The sequence below is a fragment of the candidate division WOR-3 bacterium genome (assembly GCA_039801365.1).
GTDB lineage: Bacteria > Hydrothermota > Tepidihabitantia > Tepidihabitantales > Tepidihabitantaceae > JBDRUN01.
Window position 1 is genome coordinate 75,684 of the sequence record JBDRUN010000001.1, and the last position, 19,040, is coordinate 94,723.

The 19,040-nt window shown below is 58.7% G+C and carries 18 protein-coding genes; 5 read left to right on the forward strand and 13 right to left on the reverse strand.

Translation table 11 applies throughout. The features are described from left to right. Positions 1-165: 165 nt before the first annotated feature. The 5 genes from nikR (at position 166) to ABIL25_00315 (ending at position 5,145) form a co-directional block, all read left to right on the forward strand. Complete coding sequence (gene nikR / locus ABIL25_00295) at positions 166-633, forward strand: nickel-responsive transcriptional regulator NikR (GenBank protein ID MEO0080719.1); 468 nt, start codon at positions 166-168, stop codon at positions 631-633. A 172-nt stretch (positions 634-805) separates the two neighbouring features. Further along, the gene (locus ABIL25_00300; GenBank protein MEO0080720.1) at positions 806-2,620 is read left to right on the forward strand and encodes a TonB-dependent receptor; all 1,815 of its coding nucleotides are present in this window, start codon (positions 806-808) and stop codon (positions 2,618-2,620) included. 39 nt (positions 2,621-2,659) lie between these two features. Next, positions 2,660-3,571: a zinc ABC transporter substrate-binding protein gene (locus ABIL25_00305; protein ID MEO0080721.1), complete on the forward strand. Its 912-nt coding sequence runs from the start codon at positions 2,660-2,662 to the stop codon at positions 3,569-3,571. A 4-nt stretch (positions 3,572-3,575) separates the two neighbouring features. Continuing rightward, positions 3,576-4,319: an ATP-binding cassette domain-containing protein gene (locus ABIL25_00310; GenBank protein MEO0080722.1), complete on the forward strand. Its 744-nt coding sequence runs from the start codon at positions 3,576-3,578 to the stop codon at positions 4,317-4,319. Positions 4,320-4,326: 7 nt separating this feature from the next. Next, positions 4,327-5,145, forward strand: a complete 819-nt coding sequence (locus tag ABIL25_00315; GenBank protein MEO0080723.1) for a metal ABC transporter permease — start codon at positions 4,327-4,329, stop codon at positions 5,143-5,145. Here ABIL25_00315 and ABIL25_00320 read toward each other — a convergent pair. The 13 genes from ABIL25_00320 to ABIL25_00380 form a co-directional block, all read right to left on the reverse strand. Then, positions 5,120-6,820, reverse strand: a complete 1,701-nt coding sequence (locus tag ABIL25_00320; GenBank protein ID MEO0080724.1) for a phosphoenolpyruvate carboxykinase (ATP) — start codon at positions 6,818-6,820, stop codon at positions 5,120-5,122. The genes ABIL25_00315 and ABIL25_00320 overlap by 26 nt on opposite strands. Next, the gene (gene ppdK, locus ABIL25_00325) at positions 6,817-9,507 is read right to left on the reverse strand and encodes a pyruvate, phosphate dikinase (protein MEO0080725.1); all 2,691 of its coding nucleotides are present in this window, start codon (positions 9,505-9,507) and stop codon (positions 6,817-6,819) included. The genes ABIL25_00320 and ppdK overlap by 4 nt, the downstream gene beginning before the upstream one ends. A 58-nt stretch (positions 9,508-9,565) precedes the next feature. Then, positions 9,566-9,787: a DUF2905 domain-containing protein gene (locus ABIL25_00330; protein MEO0080726.1), complete on the reverse strand. Its 222-nt coding sequence runs from the start codon at positions 9,785-9,787 to the stop codon at positions 9,566-9,568. Further along, positions 9,780-10,133 (reverse strand): DUF2007 domain-containing protein, encoded by a 354-nt coding sequence (locus ABIL25_00335; protein ID MEO0080727.1) that lies wholly within the window; start codon positions 10,131-10,133, stop codon positions 9,780-9,782. Before ABIL25_00335 ends, ABIL25_00330 begins: the two co-directional genes overlap by 8 nt. A gap of 210 nt (positions 10,134-10,343) precedes the next feature. Beyond that, complete coding sequence (locus ABIL25_00340) at positions 10,344-10,802, reverse strand: pyrimidine dimer DNA glycosylase/endonuclease V (protein MEO0080728.1); 459 nt, start codon at positions 10,800-10,802, stop codon at positions 10,344-10,346. A gap of 83 nt (positions 10,803-10,885) precedes the next feature. Further along, positions 10,886-11,860 (reverse strand): DUF523 and DUF1722 domain-containing protein, encoded by a 975-nt coding sequence (locus ABIL25_00345; GenBank protein MEO0080729.1) that lies wholly within the window; start codon positions 11,858-11,860, stop codon positions 10,886-10,888. Further along, on the reverse strand, positions 11,842-12,528 hold the full coding sequence (locus ABIL25_00350) for a tryptophan-rich sensory protein (protein ID MEO0080730.1): 687 nt from the start codon (positions 12,526-12,528) through the stop codon (positions 11,842-11,844). Before ABIL25_00350 ends, ABIL25_00345 begins: the two co-directional genes overlap by 19 nt. 1,258 nt (positions 12,529-13,786) lie before the next feature. Beyond that, positions 13,787-14,068 (reverse strand): hypothetical protein, encoded by a 282-nt coding sequence (locus ABIL25_00355; protein MEO0080731.1) that lies wholly within the window; start codon positions 14,066-14,068, stop codon positions 13,787-13,789. Between the two features lie 207 nt (positions 14,069-14,275). After that, positions 14,276-15,871, reverse strand: coding sequence for an N-6 DNA methylase (locus ABIL25_00360; protein ID MEO0080732.1), 1,596 nt, complete (start codon positions 15,869-15,871; stop codon positions 14,276-14,278). 6 nt (positions 15,872-15,877) lie between these two features. Continuing rightward, positions 15,878-16,882 (reverse strand): Fic family protein, encoded by a 1,005-nt coding sequence (locus tag ABIL25_00365; GenBank protein ID MEO0080733.1) that lies wholly within the window; start codon positions 16,880-16,882, stop codon positions 15,878-15,880. A gap of 87 nt (positions 16,883-16,969) precedes the next feature. Continuing rightward, entirely contained in the window at positions 16,970-17,326 is a 357-nt protein-coding gene (locus ABIL25_00370) for a four helix bundle protein (protein ID MEO0080734.1), read from the reverse strand. Between the two features lie 137 nt (positions 17,327-17,463). Continuing rightward, positions 17,464-18,024: a restriction endonuclease subunit S gene (locus tag ABIL25_00375; protein MEO0080735.1), complete on the reverse strand. Its 561-nt coding sequence runs from the start codon at positions 18,022-18,024 to the stop codon at positions 17,464-17,466. Between the two features lie 49 nt (positions 18,025-18,073). Beyond that, a complete protein-coding gene (locus ABIL25_00380; protein ID MEO0080736.1) occupies positions 18,074-18,982 on the reverse strand; it encodes a DUF5655 domain-containing protein in 909 nt (302 codons plus the stop codon). Positions 18,983-19,040 lie beyond the last annotated feature (58 nt).

The window sequence follows — 19,040 nt, forward strand, 5'->3', positions numbered from 1 at the left end:
AACCTATCGGAGCAGACTGCGTGGTCAGGGAGTAGCGAGAAATGGAGCAGAGGCGGATAGGCTTTCTGGGCCTCTGGCTGTGCGGCTATCCGCTCAGCCGGCTTGCCGGCCATCGGGCGAAAAAGGCTTGACCGACGGCGCTTCAGTGCTACAATTTCTGAAATCGTGCCACGCAGAAACGGTAGCAAAGAGCCGGAACTCGTACGTTTCGGCGTCTCGATGGAGCCGGAGCTGCTTCGTGTCTTCGACCGCCTGCTGGAGCGGACTGGTATTCCCTGCCGGTCCAAGGCAGTGCGGGACATGGTGCGGACCCGGTTGGCCGAGGCCGAGCTGGAATCTGGCCCTAGTCCGGCGGTTGGCGTTCTTTCGTTCATCTACAGTCACGATCAGCCGGACTTGGCGGAGCGGCTGCTGCACCTGGAGCACGAGCGTCATACCGAGGTTGTCTCCAGTGTCCATGTGCATCTGGACAGGAACGCCTGTCTGGAGGTGCTGATCATGCGCGGCCGGGCCAGTCGACTGCGGGAACTTGCCGACCGCCTGTCCGGATTGCGGGGAGTCAGACATGCCCGGTTGTCGCTCTTGCCTGCTGCCTGTCCGCTTGCCCACAAGAAGGGGGCAGAACGACGGTAGGCCTGGGAGAAAGTAGAGCGAGTTACAGCGTTACATGTTACAGGTTACAAGTTGCGCTATTGCCCGAGGGGAGTAGCGCGAAAGGAAAGGTTGCTTTCTGCCCCGGGCAACGAAGCCGGCAGCACGGAAGGTAGGAACGACAGGAAACTGAGATAGGAAAAGGAGATCTAGGATGAGTCTAGTGCTATCACTGCTTTTGCTTGTCGGGCCTGTAGATACGGTAGCAACACCCATTTTCCCCATTGATGAAGTGGTTGTAACCGCAGAGCGGGTGGCGCGTGAGGTGCGCGATGTGGCCGCTTCGGTTTCGGTGTTGACCGGCGAGGAGATACGAAGGAGCGGTGCCCGTACCGTAACCGACGCCTTGGCCACTCTGCCCGGGGTCTTTGTGCAACGAACAAGCCAGTTCGGTCGCACAGACCTGGACATTCGCGGTGTAGGTGACCGGGGTTGCCGAATTGCCGTGCTGGTTGATGGCCGACCGGAGAAAATGCCCATTTACGGCTGTGTAGTCACCCATACATTGCCTCTGAACAACGTCGAAAGGATTGAGCTGGTGCGCGGGCCTCTGTCTGTGCTCTATGGTTCAGACGCCATGGGCGGAGTGGTGAATATCATCACGCGCCGGGCATATTCGCCGCTCGACATCTCCGGTCGGGTAGAATACGGTTCGTTCAACACGATTCACTCGCGCCTGGCTGCCGGCACGCAGCAGGGAGACCTCAACGTGCTCTTTTCTCTCGACAAGGCCAAATCGGACGGGCACCTGCCTAACTCGCAGTACAATGGCAACGACCTTTCGCTGCGCGCGGGTTATGAATTGTCGCCGGCTGTATCATTTGACTTCACCGGCAAGTACTTTACCGGCGTGAAGCACGAGCCGAAGCGGACAAACGACCCGGATACACTTATTGCCACAGGTTGGAATCAGTACGACCGTGGTGGTCTGGACCTGACCGCCAATTTCCGCACCCAGACGGCCAACGGTTTTGCCAAAATATACCGCACCTTCGGCGAACACGAGTTTGATCCTAAGGACGGCTGGCACTCCACCGACTACACCAATGGTGCCATTCTGCATGCGCATCGAGAGCTTAGGTTTGGCAACCTGGTACAAGCCGGGGCTGAGTACAAGCGGCTTTCCGGCACCCGCATCATTTCGGACACGAACAAACCTTCCTGGGCTCGCAACCAGTGGGATGTGTTCATTCAAGATGAACAGACCCTGGGATTTCTGAGTGCCAATGCCGGTATCCGCTACAGCCAGGACCAGATTTCTGGAGGAGCAGTTTGTCCCAGACTTGGTCTGGTGGCAAAGACTGGCTTTGGTCTTACCGGCCGGGCCAGTGTGAACCGCGGGTTCCGTTTTGCCCCGCTCAACTACACCAGTGTTTTCCCGCCCAAGAATCCGGACCTGCGGCCGGAAATAGCGTGGAACTACGAGGTGGGCGCCAATCTGACCCTGGCTGAGCTCCTAAGTGCGGACCTGGCCGGGTTTATGCTCAAGGGCCAGGACCTGATCGAACTGGGGCCAAATCCCAATCCGCCACCGCCGGTGCAGTTTCAGAACAAGGGCGGTTTCATCTTCAAGGGTGTGGAGGCGACACTTGACGGTCGCTACCAGTTCCTGCGCAGTCGCCTGGGCATCAGTTTTCTTGACCCAGGCGTCAATACCCGGGCCCGACCCGGACTGAAGATTTCGGCTGAGGCTGGTGCAAACCTGAGCCGGTTCGACTTCACGCTTGGTTTTCAACACGTCAGCCGTTACTATGCTCAGGACAGTTCCCGCTCACCGATTCCTGCTTACGGCACCTTTGACCTGCGCGCTGGATGGCAGGCATTTTCCTGGTTGCGGGTTTTTGCCGCGGCCGAGAACCTGTTAGATGCGCAATACGATACCTTCTGCGACCTGCCTGGTGCGGCGGCAGGTCTGTACCGCATGCCAGGCCGTTCCTTCACCGTTGGGTTGGACCTGAGAAAACCGTAGGAAATGGCAAGGTCAGACAGCTTGATTCGAGCCAGTGGCTTGAAGTGGTGGAATGGTGCGAATGGACGACTATGGCTTCTGTCCGGCTGGGTGCTGGTGGCCATTGCGCTGGGGCTGGCAGTTTTTGGTTGCGCGGCCAGGCCTGGTTCCCGGCTCCGGGTCGTGACCACCACTACGCTTATTTCTTCCATAGTTGAAGCGATTGGTGGCAAGTATGTGCAGGCTACCGCCATTGCGCCTGGTGGCATGTGTCCGGGCCATTTCGATATTCCACCTTCGGCCGTGGCTGCGGCAAACGATGCCCAGCTCCTACTCAATCATGGCTGGGAAGAGTGGTTTGCCAAGCTGGAGCAGGCGTTGCACAATCCCAGAGTGATACGCCGGACGCTGAGCACCAAGGGCAACTGGATGGTGCCGGCTATACACAAGCAGGCGGTAAAAGAGGTTCTGCAACTGCTCGTGGAAATAGACAGCGCTCACGCGGACAGCTTCCGCCTGGCCGCACAATACTATACAGCGCAAATAGATTCCGCTGCGGCCCAGGCGTGCAGCCTTTTTTCCGGCCGGGCCATGCCCAGAGTAATTGCGGCTGAGCATCAGGCTCCTTTCCTGCGCTGGCTGGGATTTTCTGTGGTTGCCACCTATGGCCGGCCCGAAGAATTCACCGCTCAGGAACTGGTGCGTCTGGCCCGGGTAATGGCCGACTCCGGGGTCATGCTTGTCGTGGACAATCTGCAGTCCGGTTCAGATGCAGGCAAGCCACTCGCCGAAGCCCACGGCGTAGCACATGTCACCCTGACTAATTTCCCGCTACCCGGCAAAGCCAAAAACCAAAAGAGCAAGAAAGCCGGAAAGCCAGAAAGCCAGAAAGCAGAAAAGCCAGCCTACTGCCAAGCGCTTCTTGACAACGCCCGCGCCCTTGCTTCTGCTCTGGAAGGCTTGAATCCCTGAGCCGTTGGCCTCGACTTCCCCTGCTGTTTCCATCCGCTCGGTTACTGTCAGCTACCGCAGCAATGTGGCTTTGCACAATGTTTCGCTGGAGTTACAGCATGGCGATTTCTGCGGCATCATCGGGCCGAACGGTGCCGGCAAGACTACCCTTCTTACAGTTTTCAACGGTCTGGGCCGGATTCATTCCGGCACCGTGGAAGTTTTGGGTGAACGCGGCACCAGTCGCAGTTTTGCCCGTCTGCGTCGGCGCATCGGTTATGTTGCCCAGCAGGAAAGAGTGGACCCGCGCGTGCCCATTTCGTGCCTGGAAGCGGTACTTATGGGTCGCATCGGCCGTGCGGGTGTTCTGCGAAGACTGAAGCAGCAGGACTACGACCGCTGCCGGGAAATGATGCAGCTTGCCGGCATTCTGCATCTGGCACACCGGCCGGTGGGACAGTTGTCCGGCGGCGAAGCCCGCAAGCTCTCGCTAGCCCGGGCCCTGGTGCAGGAGCCAGAGCTCTTACTACTTGATGAGCCTACCTCCAACCTTGACCCCCGGGCAGTGCAGGAACTAAGTGAACTGGTAGTAACCGCCTGGAGGAAATTCAACCTGACGGTAGTGATGGTCACGCATCAGCTTGACCACCTGCCCAAGGTTACAAACCGTATTGTCATGGTGAAAAACGGTCAGCTTCTGGCTACCGGCGACCGTAGCCTGCTGGCTGACAAGCGGCAGCTTGAACTTCTATTTGCCGATGCTGGCTGAATTTCTCTTGCTCTGGAAACCTGCGGTTGCTGCGGTGCTTGGCGGTCTGGTGTGCGGCATCGTGGGCGTCTGGGTGGTAATGATGGAAATACCTTTTGTCGGCGTAGCCATGTCCCATGCCGCGTTTGCCGGCTCGATTGCCGGACTCTTGCTGGGCATCAACCCGCTTGCTTCGGCCTTGCTTTTTTGTCTAGTTGCTTCTCTGGCAATTGGGCCGGTGGCGGAACGGTCTGACCTCGCACCATCAGTCTCGCTCGGTATCATCTTCTCGCTGGTGCTGGGGCTTGCTTTTCTGGGCCTGGGCCTCTTGCGCGGCCCGCGCAGTGAAGCGCTCAGCCTTATCTGGGGCAACATTCTGCTTGTTTCATCCCAGGACCTTATCCTGATGGCCGCAGTTGCGGCTGTTATCCTTCTTTTTCTTTCCCTTTTCTACAAAGAGACCTGCGCCCTGCTCCACAATCGAGAGATTGCGCGAGCGGTGGGGATTCCGGAGCGGGTATTCTTCTTTGTGATGCTGGCGCTGTCTGGGCTGGTGGTGACGGCCAATCTTTCCACAGTCGGCGGCCTGCTCATCTTCAGCCTGATTGTCAACCCGCCCTCGGCCGCATTCCAGCTCACTTACCGGCTGAAGACGATGTATTTTCTCTCGGTTCTATTCAGCATTCTTTCCTGTCTGATTGGTCTTGTCGTATCCTGGCTTACTGATGCTCCAGCCGGCGCAGTGATCATCATCACCTCCAGCACCATCTTCGGCCTAGCACTTCTCTTCTCCCCAAAACGGCGCCGGAACAGCCTGACAGCTACCGGCCCGGACACTGGCGGCTGACTTCTGGTGCGATGTTCTTGTTTCCGTAAGCCTTCTCAAACTGGGTGCAGAACTCGGCCGCCAGCCTTCTTGCCCGGTTCTCGTAGGCCAGTCGGTCCTTCCATGTGTTGGCCGGGTCGAGCATCGCATCATCCGGCACACCTGGACAGACCTTTGGTACCTCAAGATGAAACACCGGGTCTTCACGATATTCAACATGCTCCAGCGCACCAGACAATGCCGCCTCGACCATCTCTCTTGTCAGACTGATCTCTATTCGCCGACCCACACCGTACGGCCCGCCGGTCCAGCCGGTATTCACAAGATAGACCCTGACCCGATGACGGTCCAGTTTCTCACCCAGAAGCTGGGCATAGACCTCGGGATTGCGCGGCATGAACGGCTGGCCAAAGAACCTTGAGAACGTGCTCACCGGCTCAATTACGCCGGTCTCAGTACCGGCGAGCTTCGACGTATAACCCATCAGAAACCAGAGCATCGCCCGGTCTCGCGACAGCCGGGCAACCGGTGGCAGCACACCGTGCGCATCCGCGGTCAGAAAAATAACCGTCCTTGGGTGACCCCCCACCGGCGGATTCTTGACATTGGAAAGAAACGACAAAGGATAGGAGCCGCGAGAGTTTTGCGTGAACCGACTGTCGGCAAGGTCGAACCGGCCGTCCGGGTACATCATCGCATTCTCAATGATCGCACCATGCTCAAGAAAATGCGCCTGATGGAAGCACGCCTGATATATCTCCGGTTCTTTCTGCGGGTCAAGATTGATAAGCTTCGCATAGCAACCGTTCTCAAAATTGGCAATGCCTGAATCACTCCAGCCGTGCTCATCATCGCCCAAAAGTTTCCGCCTCGGGTCAGCCGAAAGCGTTGTCTTACCCGTGCCGGACAACCCAAGCAAAAGTGCCACATCTCCATCCCTACCCTCATTCGCCGAGCAGTGAATTGGCAGGATGCCCTCAGCTGGCAGCAGAAAATTCATAACTGTGAACGCAAGCTTCTTCACGCTGCCGCAATAGGCCGAGCCAAATATCACACCAAGCCTGCGGTCCATGTCGGTGGCAATCACCATATTCGAGGTCCTGTTGCTCCCCGGCAGCTTACGCAATCTACCCTCGTACCGCGCCGGGTCGAGCTTATCATAAGGAAGCACCAACAAAGTAAACGGCCGGTCCGCAAACACCGACTTCGCAGACTTCACCTGTGCCTCCCTATCTACTGGCCGGAACATGTTGACGGTGAACAGTGCGGTCAGGCTGCGGTCGGAAATCGTCCGAAACGGCAGTGCATAACTTGGGTCAGCACCAAGCACACGGTCAGTCACATACAGTCTCGGTTTCCTCGACATGGCATTGACCGCATCCTCGACCAGCATGTCGAAAGTGTCAGGTGAAATCGGAATGTTGTTTGGTGAATCCCAGTCAAACAGGGCCTCAGACTCCGGACGTCGGACAAGGACCGTATCCCTCGGACTTCGACCAGTGGACTCAACCGGGGTCCAAGTCGCCAGGCATCCGCACTGGGCAACAAACGCCTCCCGGCGTTCCACTACCTCCTGGATCAACTGACGCCGGTTCGGATTGAACCACACATCTGGATGACGCTGAACCATTTCGCTCAGCAGACCCTGAGCGAAATCCGGTCGTCTTGCTTCGCCGCCCGGCAAAACGGCGCTCATACGGGCCTTGCTCTACGGCTCCTCATCCTGGCCCGGATTCTTACCCGCTCAGCCCGGCGCTCAGCCTCCTGCTCCTCGCGCAGCGCCGCATGGGCCGCGGCCAGCCGAGCAACCGGTACGCGATAAGGCGAGCAACTGACATAATCCATTCCAAGCTGATGGCAGAACCTGATTGAATCCGGATCGCCGCCGTGCTCACCGCAGATGCCGATTTTCAGCTCAGGCTTCACGCGCCGGCCCATCCGCACGGCCAGCCGCATCAGCATGCCGACCCCTTCGACATCAAGTGTCTCGAACGGATTGCGCGGCACTATCCTCAACTCCAGGTACTGGGGCAGAAACTTACCGACGTCGTCACGCGAAAAACCGAAAGTCATCTGGGTCAGATCATTGGTCCCGAACGAAAAGAAACCCGCTTCCCGGCCGATGTCATCCGCGGTCATTGCCGCACGCGGCACCTCGATCATCGTGCCGACCAAATACTCCACCCTTATCCCGGTCTTCTCAAACACCTGGGCCGCGACCCGATCAACCACCTCGCGCTGGAGCACAAACTCCCTTACATCGCCGACCAATGGAATCATCACCTCGGGCTTGACATCAACGCCCTCGGCCTTCACCTCGCACGCCGCCTCAAAGATCGCCCTTGCCTGCATCTCGGTAATCTCCGGCCTGGTAATGCCGAGCCGGCATCCCCTGAAGCCGAGCATCGGATTCTCCTCCCGCAACCGCTCCACCACCACCCTGAGCTTCTCAACCGGCATCCCGACCCGCGCCGCTACCTTTACCAGCCCGGGCTCGTCCTTGGGCAGAAACTCATGCAGTGGCGGGTCAAGAGTCCGAATCGTAACCGGGAAACCGTTCATCGCCCGGAAAATGTTCGCAAAGTCGTTGCGCTGCATCGGCAGTAGCTTGGCAAGTGCCCGCCGGCGTCCGGCCTCGTCCTCGGCAACAATCATCTCCTGCATTGCGCTTATCCGGTCCGGACCGAAGAACATGTGCTCGGTCCGACACAGACCGATTCCCTCGGCGCCGTACTCTCTCGCCTTAGCCGCATCCTTTGGCAAATCGGCATTGGTCCGCACCCGCAGCCGGCGGAACTTGTCAGCCCAGGAAAGCAACGTGACGAAGTCTTCCGGGAAAGATGCTTCGACCAGCGGCACCGCGCCGGCAATCACCTCTCCGCTCGAACCGTCAATCGTGATAACATCACCCTCAGCCAGCTCGCGCGTGCCGACCAGAACCTTCCGGCCCTCGTAGTCCACTCGCAGCGCCTCGCATCCTACTACACACGGCTTGCCCATGCCCCGGGCCACAACCGCAGCATGCGAAGTCATGCCGCCCGCCGCGGTCAGGAAACCTTCGGCACGGGCCATGCCACCAACATCGTCGGCCGAAGTCTGGTGCCGAACAAGCACTACCTTCCGGCCGGCCAGTGCAAGCTCGACTGCCCGCTCCGAACTCAAAACCATCTCACCTGAGGCCGCACCCGGCGAAGCCCCTAACCCCCGGGCCACTACTTCGTACTTTGCGGTCGGGTCAATACTGGAATGAAGCAAGGCTGCGGCCGCATCCGGGTTCACGCGCAGCACTGCCTCCTTCTGCGAAATAAGCCGCTCCCGCACCATATCGTGGGCAATCTTCACCGCTGCTCTTGGTGTCCGCTTGCCGGTCCGGCACTGAAGCACCCAGAGCCGGCCCCGCTCGACCGTGAACTCAACGTCCTGCATGTCCCGGTAATGCCGCTCCAGCCGGGCAAACATGCTTGTCAGCCGCCGATACACTTTCGGCTGCTCTGCGGCCAGCCACTCCAAAGGCTTCGGGTTGCGGATTCCGGCAACAATGTCCTCACCCTGGGCATTGTTCAGATACTCACCGTAATGCTTGCGTTCGCCAGTTGCCGGGTTACGCGTGAAAGCAACCCCGGTTGCTGATCCCTCGCCCAGATTACCAAACACCATCGCCTGAACATTGACCGCGGTACCCCAGTCATCCGGAATCCGGTAAATCCGGCGATACTCCCTGGCCCGCTCGTTATTCCAGGAACCAAGCACTGCCTCAATTGCCATCCACAGTTGCTCCTGCGGGTCTTGGGGAAAATCCCGGCCGGAAAGCTCCCGCACCTTGGCCTTGTAGCGTGCCACGACCCGGCTCAGGCCTGCAGCATCCAGTTCGGCATCATCCTTGACCCCGGTCCGCTTCCGCTCCGCCACAAGAATCTTCTCGAACTCAGCGTCGCCGGTCCCAAGCACGACGTCGGAAAACATCTGAATGAACCGGCGGTATGAATCAAGTGCGAACCGCTCGTTACGGGTCAGCCGTGCCAGACCGTCAACCGTCACGTCGTTCAGACCAAGGTTCAGGACCGTGTCCATCATGCCCGGCATCGAAGCCCGGGCACCGGACCGCACTGAAACTAAGAGCGGACATTCTGCGTCGCCGAATCGGCGACCGACCACCTGCTCGATAAACTCCATGCCGCGCCGCACCTCGGCCGGCAGACGCTTGGGCAGCCGGCCGTGTTTCATGCGATAAACGCACACCCGGGTCGAAATCGTAAACCCGGGCGGCACCGGCAGACCGATGTTCGTCATCTCGGCCAGATTTGCGCCCTTACCGCCAAGCACGTCGAGCATCTTGGCCGAACCATCAGCCAGCCCGTTACCAAAACGATATACGAATCTCATTTCACCTCTACCTTGTATCTTCTTCTCTCATCAGACTGTCAGTCGGCTCTGCGACCAGTTACCGCCGCAGAAACAGGTTCAAAAGCAGCGTCAGGATGACCGAAACAACCAAGGCTGACGCAACCGGAATATAAACCACCAGGTTTCGCCGCTCGATAACCACGTCGCCCGGCAGCCGCGGCAGGCCAAACCGTGCCGCCGCCAGCAGGCCGGCACCAACAAGCACCAGCACAATGCCCAGGACAACAAGCATGCGGCCAAACGGCGCAAGACTACTCACTGTCCTCAACTCCGGACTGCCGGTTTCCGGACTCCCCGGCGTGTCCACATCCCTTCGCTTCGTCCGTCGGCTCGACTGTCCGGCCTGAACCACCGGCATCTTCGTATCCTTGCATCAGTCTCGAATCCTCAGCCAAGAATCCCTCGACAAGTTCCTTTGCCCGCTCAAGGTCTTCCTCCTCGACCAGCACCTCTCCCCACGAAGGTCTCATCACCTGCGCAATGCCGTCGTGGGCCGGGATCTGAAACGAATGCATCATTGCCGGAATTCCGTTCTGCTCCAGAAGGTCCTTGATACTCTGGGCCATGAACTCATCCGCGGGCCGATGGACAACAACAAGAGCCATGGAATAGAAAGTATAGCTCGGCGGGCAAACCCGGTCAATGACCCTGCGCCCCTCGCCTCACAACGCACTGCGAGCTTTCCTACAGTGCTTCCGCATCTGGCATAGGTCATCATTCTGGTTTTCCTCGCAGTGCAGGAAAGCTGAAGTTGTCCATCTCGGCCCAAAGCCGCCTGTTGTCGCCCTCGCCGGCTGACTCGCGCGTGCGGCCAGTCAACCCCGCGCGCTTCGCCAAACCCGGCCCAGCATTCGCTCCCAGTCCGCCACTCCACCACTTACCACACGAAACAGCGGGTGAACTGCGGGTGTGCGGATTCTAGGCATCATCCGATACCAGCGCCGGTCTCGTCGCCTTACTTTCTGTTTCAGCAGAAGAAACTCGTATTCTACCTGCCCGGTTGCAATCGGAATCCTTTCCACCCTGTGCCGCGGGCTCAACTTGTGCCGATCAAACCGATACCCCCGCCTAACCGCCTCCTTCCACACGGCCCGTAGATATTCGGCTATTGCCAGCCTGGGCCGCGGATGTTTTCTGAATCGCTCCAGTTGCGGATGATGCCGGTATCCCCTTGTCCTGCCCCGAAGAACCGCCTGGGCCAATAGCGCCTCGCGCCACAAGGCAACCAAACCGGTGCGATCAAGGTATTTCGGGTGAATGCTCCAGAGCCGCATGCAATAGCCGGCTGCGCCGGAAGTCTATTGAAGCATCCTCCGCCTATTGTCCCTGTAATCTGGTAACGGCAATCGGCGGCTCTTCACAAGTCCCTTCCTTTACCCGAGTCAGAAATCAGGGCCAGCTCCTGCGGATACGGCCGAAAGAAACTCTGCTGCGCAAGGTATTCCTCGCCGAACCGGACGATGTACGCCCGGACAATCGTCTGCGGCACCGACAAAGGCACGCGGCCTGCACGATAGTTGACTATTGCCTCGCGACTGAACCGCTTCTCCGCCGGACTCAACCGATCCTTGAAGTATCCGAGCGCATGTTCGAGCACGTTCACTGCTGACTGCGGTCGCGGCGGCTTGGCAACTGCCTTAGCCAGTCCTTTGGCATACGCCTCATAGACAATTTTCACCGGCCGGTGTTCGAAGTTTGCCACCAGCCTGCCCAGCTCCCGCATCTTGGTCTGATTGTAGCCCAGCAGCAGTAACTTGTTCTCGGCGTGAAACTGCACAAGTGCGCCCATCGTGCGCGGCAGTTGACGGAAACGGCACGAAAGGTAAATGCGCGTAAGAAAATGCTCCCGCAGGGTAAAGTTCAACAGCCTGCCCTCATCTTCGACCGCGCTATCCGGAAATCGCTCCAGCACTGCCCGGCCAAAGAAACCGGCAACCTTGCCCGGTAACGGCGAACTCTTGCCCGCATAGGCGAACAGCTTCACATCCGACAGCCCGCAGCTCGGACTCCTGCCCTTCAGCACGAACCCGTCCACCGGCCCAAGCTTATCAAGAAACCTGTGCGCGTACTCCTCCATTTTCTCGGTAATGTCCTGGCCGGTTGCCGGCTGTACCAGCCTGAGCCCTGTGTCCGTCCGGACGATGCGTATCGGCTCACGCGGCACGCCCAGGCCGATGTCAACCTCTGGGCAGGGCGTCACACATTCGCAGAATTTCTTCAGCAGTGCCACTGCCTCGCTTGCGATTATCTGGCCGTTGTACCGGCAATGGTCAAAGGTCAGGCACCGGCTGAAGACGACTCGGGGACGGATTGTTACCGGTTGAGAACCCATATTCCCGCATTCAGGGCACTAGCGAAGCTTACCCAGCCGATGTACGGCAGCATCAGAATACCGGCCGCTCTTGACACGCGGAAGAACAGAATCACGGTGACAAGTATCGCACACCACAGCTTCATTTTGGTTCCCGCACACACCCAGGGCAACTTTGCCGGCCTGAACTCCATTGCCAGCACATCGTAATTCTCCTTATCAATGAATGCCCGACCCTCGACGGTCTGCTGCGACTTTCGCACCGGCATGAACCCAAGCACCCAGGCCGACCGCTCCAGACAAGTATCCTCACCCAAAAGCTCATAACGATAGACATGCTTAGTGTCGCGGAAAAACGGCATCATCGCCTCATCCTGCACCAACCCCTTGCGCCGGAGCGCCGCTATCAACCGCTCCCTGTTCCGGCCATCCACCCTCCTGCCGTTCAGCGTCACCTCAAGAAACTCTACCTGCGTCTGACCGGTACCAGCATACACACGTCGGCGACACGTTTCCTCCCGCAACAACCTGCCCCTGCTGTCGCGCTCCCAGTAGTGATAATCTGCCAGATAGCTCGCACTCTGGTAGCGAGTCGCCATCCCTGCCCTTCTCGCGAACACGCTGTCAACGATACTCTCCACCAACGGCAACGCTGCCGCCATCAGCGCGAAAACCATCCCGGTGCACATACGACATAGAATTCCGATGATAGGCAGCGTGTCAAGTAAAGCGTATTGGCAAGGAAAAGGACAGCGGCCATCCACTGAAACAAGAAACAGCGCCGCGCACCCAGCTGAACTATGCCCCTGAGGAAACGGTCGCTATCGGCCTCAGGTCCTTGTTTCCTGCTAGCAACTGAGCGAAAACACTCCCCTCAGCCCGGCATGACCCCGGCCCTATCCATACAAGACCGCCCAAGACCTGCGGCCTGAACAGAGACCTCAAGAACCGGCTCATGCCGAAACTCAGCCCGGCCCTGACAACCTGACTGAAACAGCCTCTGAACCGACCTCTGAACTTACCAGTCAGACCAAGACTCAAATACCATCTCACACATCCTGTGACGTAACCAGAGACAGACTATTTCAACTCCTTACTCACAGGCCGCTTAACAAGCTCCCTCAGCGATCAGCTCAACCCCGAAGTCAAAACCAGCCTGACCCTGCAACTCAGGTGCGGCCTTAGAACGCGACTCACAAGGGGAGTCACTCCCCGAGTCACTGGGTAACCCTCTGCCCTCGCGCTAGCTTCCGCGACGGGTTAGCGGCCCTGTGCTATATCATGCTGGCAATAGAGAACTTATGCAACAGCTTCCAAAATGGAACACCCCCAGTGTGCGCCAGATAGGGCCTTGTAAGTACCTAATTGGATTACTACTAGTACTATTTCTATCGGCTTTGACAGCCCAGCCGACACTATCTGGCCGGGGCCGAAGCCGTGACCGCATACCATGGCCAAGCCTGAGCCGGTACCCTCAAAAGCTGTATCAAGCTCGGCTGAAGGCCTGGCCAGTCCGACACAGCGGGTACCCGAATCGCAAGACCGGGTTCAACAAGCCACTGCGTCCGGTTCCCATTCTCGACTGCGGGTCATGTCTGCGGCCAGCTCTTGGTGCGTTGCAATGCCTCACTGACGGTTTCCTCAACCTGCCGGGTCTTGATCAAACCAAAGACCAGATCTATGGGTGGAGAACAGTTCTTCCTCTCCGGCTGCTCCCCTTCAGGCTGCCCTCCTTCCGGCCAACCGTCGCCGCGCCCCCGGATTCTCGCCATCGCCCAATATCTTAGTTAGTACCCTGTCCTTTACCAAAATGATGAGGCCCACCCATTTACCCGCAGACCAGCAGTGCCACGCTGACGGCGAGTTGTCATTGCCAATTCCCCTGCTCTTGCCGACCAATCTTCGCATAATGTCCCATTGCTCCCTCCGATGTACCAGCTCCTGTTTTCACCACTTGCCGTAGAACTCGGTGATGTCGAAGTAAAGCGTCTTCTCCGTGCCGTCGGACAGCTTTACGCACATCATATCCCAGCGCCGGCCCTCGGTTTCGCCCACGGCCTGCATCTCAAGCTTCCAGTCGCGACCCTGCTTACCGAACTTCTGCGCCAAGAACGCGTACTCGGCCGCAACGCCCGCGACATGACTCGATGCTCCGTGGATGACGATGGAAGTCTTAGGTGACTCCCCGCCCCGGTCATCATACGTTATCTCCGAACCAGATTCCTTCATTGGTACCTCCTCGCCTTGCGGCGCTGTTTGTTCTGACCCAGATTCCTAATGTATCACTTTCCCATAGTGCTCGAATACCAGCGCGTCCCCGCAGAAGTGGCAATGGCCGTGCGTTTGTCGAAAACTGCCCGACGCAACCTGCCGGTCATTGATAATACCTTCCAGCTTGCCGTGTTTCGGCCGCGGTTGCCACGTGCCAATGGATTTTCATTGACCCTCCTGCTTGCTGTTTCGCGACAGGCTCCGCAGTCGCGCCACTGCCTCGGCCACGAGCCTGCCCTGTTCTTCAATCGCGTCCAGCAATTGCTCCGGCGTGCGGGTATCTTCCACGACTTTGCGGTTCGGGTTCACCGCCTTCAAGTCGAGCCCACGTTTCTCCAGTTCCTCCCGCGTCACGGTCCAGCTCCTCTCGCTCTCGCCCCGCTGGGGCAGAAGCCGAAAGAAGTCCTCGAACCGGTCCCGGGTCAAGGGCTTCTTCTTTGTCACCTTCACGTCCGAGATGTCGTAGTACCAGACTTTCTCGGTCGGCCTGCCCTTAGTGAAGAACAATAGGTTCGCCTTCACGCCCGCACCCGCGTTGATGAACGTGCCCGGCGGCAGGCTGATGATGGCCCAAAGGTCGCACTCGTCCAATAGCTTCCGCTTGGTCTGCACGAAAGCGTTCTCGTTGGTGCGGAAGAGCACACCTTCATCCAGCACGATACCGGCGCGCCCGCCCGGCTTCAGGGAGTCAATTACATGCTGGAGAAACAGCACCTGCGTGGCGCTGGTTCTGTAAGCAAAACGGGTCTGAGCCTCTTTGCTCTCCTTCCCGCCGAATGGCGGATTCATCAGGATGACATCGTACAGGGAAGGCGCTCCGGTAAACAGACCGCCATATATTTCCTGTCCGGTCAGGGTATTGCCGTGCCAGATGTGCGGTTCGTCAATCTCGTGCAGGACCAGATTGGCAAGCGCAATCGGATAAATGGTGTTGTCCTTCTCCCGGCCAAAGAAGGTTCTACGTTTGAGGATATCCATCTGGTCAGCGGTGACGTTCTCGCCCAGGCGGGCCCGGATGTGCGCGTAGGTCTCGGCCAGGAATCCGCCGGTTCCGCAACACGGGTCGTACACCGTTTCTCCTACCTTCGGGTCTATTCCGCGCACCAGCACCCGGATAACCTCGCGCGGTGTGAAAAACTGGCCGCCGTCATTGTTCTTCTCGCCCATCTTGAGCAAAAGACCTTCATACACCTGAGACAAGGCGAACACGTGGGTCTGGTCAACCGTCTCGTGCGACAGCTCGTTCACCTTGTCTAGCACGTCCAGGAGGTTCCGCTCGGTATCAATTCGCGTGCGCTCCACGCCGGAGAAGATTTCCGAGATAACCTTCTGCCGCGGGGTGGCGTTCGGCTTGTCCTTCAGCGCTTTCAGGTGTGGAATCAGGTCCCGGTTCACGAAGTCGTAGAATGCGTTGGTCGCGCCTTCCACCAGCGCCTTACGCTTCTTTCCGTCGGGCGCGGCCCAGTCGCGCCAGCGGTAGGGTGGTTTCAAAGACGGCGTGAACGGCACGGACAGCGCCTCGGCCTCAATCGCCTCGCGCTGTTCGCGCTCATCCAGAATCCGCAGGAAAAGAATCCAGGTCAGCTCCGGCACGTACTGCATCGCACCGGCGCAATTCGACCGGCGCATAATGTCGCAGATGGACTTCACAGCGGAATTGACCGAAGCGGGAGAGGCTAGGAGTTTTGGATTTTGGGTTTTGGATTTTGGATTGAGAGGGGAACGAGGACGATTCTGGGTTTTGGATTTTGGACTAGGCATGACGGTTCACCTCAACAGATACTTACCCGATCTCCGCGTACCGGAGCGCTTTACCAGCCCGGCCGCAACAAGCGGTTTCAGAAGGTCCAGGGCACCCTGTTTCGAGACGCCGAGCGCCTCGCGTATCTCGCGCGGGCTCATCGCCTGGCGGTCGCGCAGGAGCGCCAGCAACTGCTCCTGTTTTGGCCGCAGCACCACTTTCTCCGTGCTCTGGTCGGCGGCCAGCCGCTGGATGCGCAACCAGACCCGTTCCAGCACGAGTCGCAACCCGGTGGCGCAGTATTCCAGCCAGCCGGTGAGGTTGCCGCCCTGCCGGCCGACCTCACGCAGGGCCTCGTAGTAACGCGGTCGGTCCTCCCAGAAGTACTCGTCCACCGAAAAGATGTGATGCGTGTCGAAACCGCGGCGATAAAGCTCCCACAGGGAAAGAAGCCGGCCGACCCGGCCATTGCCGTCGCCGAATGGATGAATGTCCTCGAAACGATGATGCACGATGGGGGACGAAATGACCGCAGACCAGTCCCGCGCCGAGCCGTTCCACCAGTCCAAAAGGTCGGACATCAGAGGTTCAACTTGCTCGGGTGGCGGCGGCTTGTGCGGCCCAACCCATACCTGGATGCGGCGATATGCGCCCTCCTGGCCCTGGTCCATCACACCCCGGCAGGCAATTAGATGAAGCCGTAGAATGTCCCGGTGCACGAGCCGGCGCTTGGCCGCGTGCGTCTCGATGTAACGCAGGGCCGCGAAGTAGTTCAGCACCTCCTGCCGCGAACGGTCCGCAATGGCCGGAACGTCACGGCCTTGCGCGAGGTCACGTACCTGCTCCTGAGTCAAAGGATTCCCCTCGATGGCAGTCGAACTGTGCGTGTTTCTCACCCTTGCGTCTTGCTGAAGCCGGGGAATCCACGGCACCTGCACGGTTGCGGCCAGCACCCTTGCCCGCAGTGCGGCGATTTCCTCAATGAGCGCAACCAACCGCGCCGTTACCTCAAACGCCGGTACGTATGCCACGGTTCTACTCTACAATAAGTCAAGTATAAGTCAAGTTATTAGTCAAGCCAGGACTGCAATTTTGGATTTTGGGTTTTGGATTTTGGATTAGGCGCGGGAGCGTCTCAAAGTCTTGATGGATGCTACCGTCATCGCCAAGATGTTGTCGGCTTCAGCCATCAGGTTTTCCGTATCCGGCTCGGATGCAAGGCGAGCGGCGACGAGCAGGTCCAGCCAATAGATGACCTCATCGGCTTCCTCCTCAACGATTGCCAGTTTGGCAAGCATATCGGCCCGTGACCGGGCCCGGCAGGCCGCGCGGTAATTCGCGCCGACCGACGTGGCGCACCGCAATAGTTGCCGGCCGATGACGTCTGCGCAACGGCTCCGCGGCAGCTCATCAACCAGCCGGATGGCCTCCAACCCGAGTTTTCTGGTCCTATCCTTGAACTCCTGCTCAGTCACCGCGCCTCCTCAACCCAGAATCCGCGACCCTCGCTCTTCTGCTCCTTCTCTGCCAATCCAAAATCCAAAATCGGCAATCCAAAATCATCTGCGCCCCCATTTCCGCCAATCCAAAATCCCCAATCCAAAATCCAAAATCAGATGTCTCCTCTAAACGCCTTCCGCAACAGCGCGGCCGGCAGTTTGTTGATTGTTTCCAACTGGGCCTCAAGGGCCAGTCGGTGCTTCTCGGCCTCGGCCATACGTTCATTCAGCATCCCCGCAATCCGCCTCTGCTCGGAAAGGGGAGGAAGGGGAAGGACAATCTCAGCCGCGACCTTCTGGTTCAGCTTGGCCCTCGTCGCACCGGCGACCATATCGCCCACATCGGGCCGGATTCGGATGGCCAGCAAGCAGTAGGCAAAGTCAATGCTATCAGGTCTTGGTCTGAGCACGTGAGCGTGGTTGTTGACCCAGTACTTGCCAGCCACAGCATAGGCGATAGGTCTGTCAGCGGATCCAAAGAACCCGCCGTCCTCGGCGAGCAATATCAGCGGTTCATCGAAAAGGTATCCGTCTATCCAACCCACTTGGCCATTGGCACCATAGTAGGGGTATAGCTCTGCCTGTTTCTTTCCCGCGATGCGCCGCATTCTGTCGGGTTCATTGACGGGCACTCTCCGGCCGTCTAAGAACTCGCACACCTCTCCCAGCTTCACCCATCGCCAGCCGGGGGGGAAGGGGGCGTTGAACGCCTGTGCTCAAGACCTATGCCTCCTCGTAGCTGCGCTGCAGCAAGGTCTGTGCCTTCTGCAGGCTTGTCTGGTCGGTAACCACTACTTCCAAGTCGCCCGTGCCCCAATGACCAATCTGGCTGACGTCGCGGGTGAACCCAGTCTCCAGCTTCACCGACTTGGGGTCGAGCTTGAGATACAGGGTAAGCGCCTTGCGGCTGAATTCCACGCAGGCGAAGTTCTTGATGCGGCGGAAGGCCACGTAGAGCTTGAGTTGCTTCTCGGTCACGTCGTCGCCCAGGGCAAGTATGAACGCGCGCAGAGAGTCGTAAAGGTCGCGCATCTGAGGACTCATTTCCCTTAGCCAAGTGGCAACGGTCTTGTCTGTCCCGCCGGCTGAAACGCGGCTGCGGCGGCGGACAGACGCCGGCTCTTCGCCTGTCGCTCTGTAGACAAGGTCGAGTGCCAAGAGCTCGTCGCCGAACCTTCGGTAGCGCACCAGTTCCACGTTGCGGCCCATCTGCTTGACCGCGTGTTCGTCGTACTTGGTAAAGTCGGCAGCGATGCAGAGCAGGCGCGGGCCGGTCCAGTCTATTGCATTGGCCGCCTTCTGCCCCAGTTTCTTCTGTACCAGCAACTGGAACTCGGCCTTGTGGTCGAGAAGCCAGTCCAGGTAGAAAAGGCCCTGGTTGATGACATTCTCGTTCGTCGCCTTCTTGTATTCGATGATGACCGGGCAGTTGTTCTCGTCTATGCCGAGCGTGTCAATGCGGCCGGCGTGGCTCTTGCCGGTAGAGTATTCCGAGTCAAGGAAGCGAACCCCGAGCATCGTCTCCAGGTTCTTTTCGACGACGTCCTGAAGTGATTTCTCAAGCGGCGTTGCCTTGCCCGGCAGTTCGGTCGCCTTGTTGCCGCTCAGGCGGAAGAGTTTGATTTCGCTCATCGGACGCTCCTTTCAGAAAGAGCTGGGGAACAGGGCAGAGTCACGGCGTTACAGATTA

Excerpts from the sequence above, each read along its gene's own strand:
- ABIL25_00355 (MEO0080731.1), bottom strand. The coding sequence starts at position 14,068 with ATGAAGGAATCTGGTTCGGAGATAACGTATGATGACCGGGGCGGGGAG.
- ABIL25_00340 (MEO0080728.1), bottom strand. The coding sequence starts at position 10,802 with ATGCGGCTCTGGAGCATTCACCCGAAATACCTTGATCGCACCGGTTTG.
- ABIL25_00335 (MEO0080727.1), bottom strand. The coding sequence starts at position 10,133 with ATGGCTCTTGTTGTTGTCCATCGGCCCGCGGATGAGTTCATGGCCCAG.
- ABIL25_00350 (MEO0080730.1), bottom strand. The coding sequence starts at position 12,528 with ATGTGCACCGGGATGGTTTTCGCGCTGATGGCGGCAGCGTTGCCGTTG.
- ppdK (MEO0080725.1), bottom strand. The coding sequence starts at position 9,507 with ATGAGATTCGTATATCGTTTTGGTAACGGGCTGGCTGATGGTTCGGCC.
- ABIL25_00360 (MEO0080732.1), bottom strand. The coding sequence starts at position 15,871 with ATGCCTAGTCCAAAATCCAAAACCCAGAATCGTCCTCGTTCCCCTCTC.
- ABIL25_00300 (MEO0080720.1), top strand. The coding sequence starts at position 806 with ATGAGTCTAGTGCTATCACTGCTTTTGCTTGTCGGGCCTGTAGATACG.
- ABIL25_00320 (MEO0080724.1), bottom strand. The coding sequence starts at position 6,820 with ATGAGCGCCGTTTTGCCGGGCGGCGAAGCAAGACGACCGGATTTCGCT.
- ABIL25_00345 (MEO0080729.1), bottom strand. The coding sequence starts at position 11,860 with ATGGGTTCTCAACCGGTAACAATCCGTCCCCGAGTCGTCTTCAGCCGG.
- ABIL25_00380 (MEO0080736.1), bottom strand. The coding sequence starts at position 18,982 with ATGAGCGAAATCAAACTCTTCCGCCTGAGCGGCAACAAGGCGACCGAA.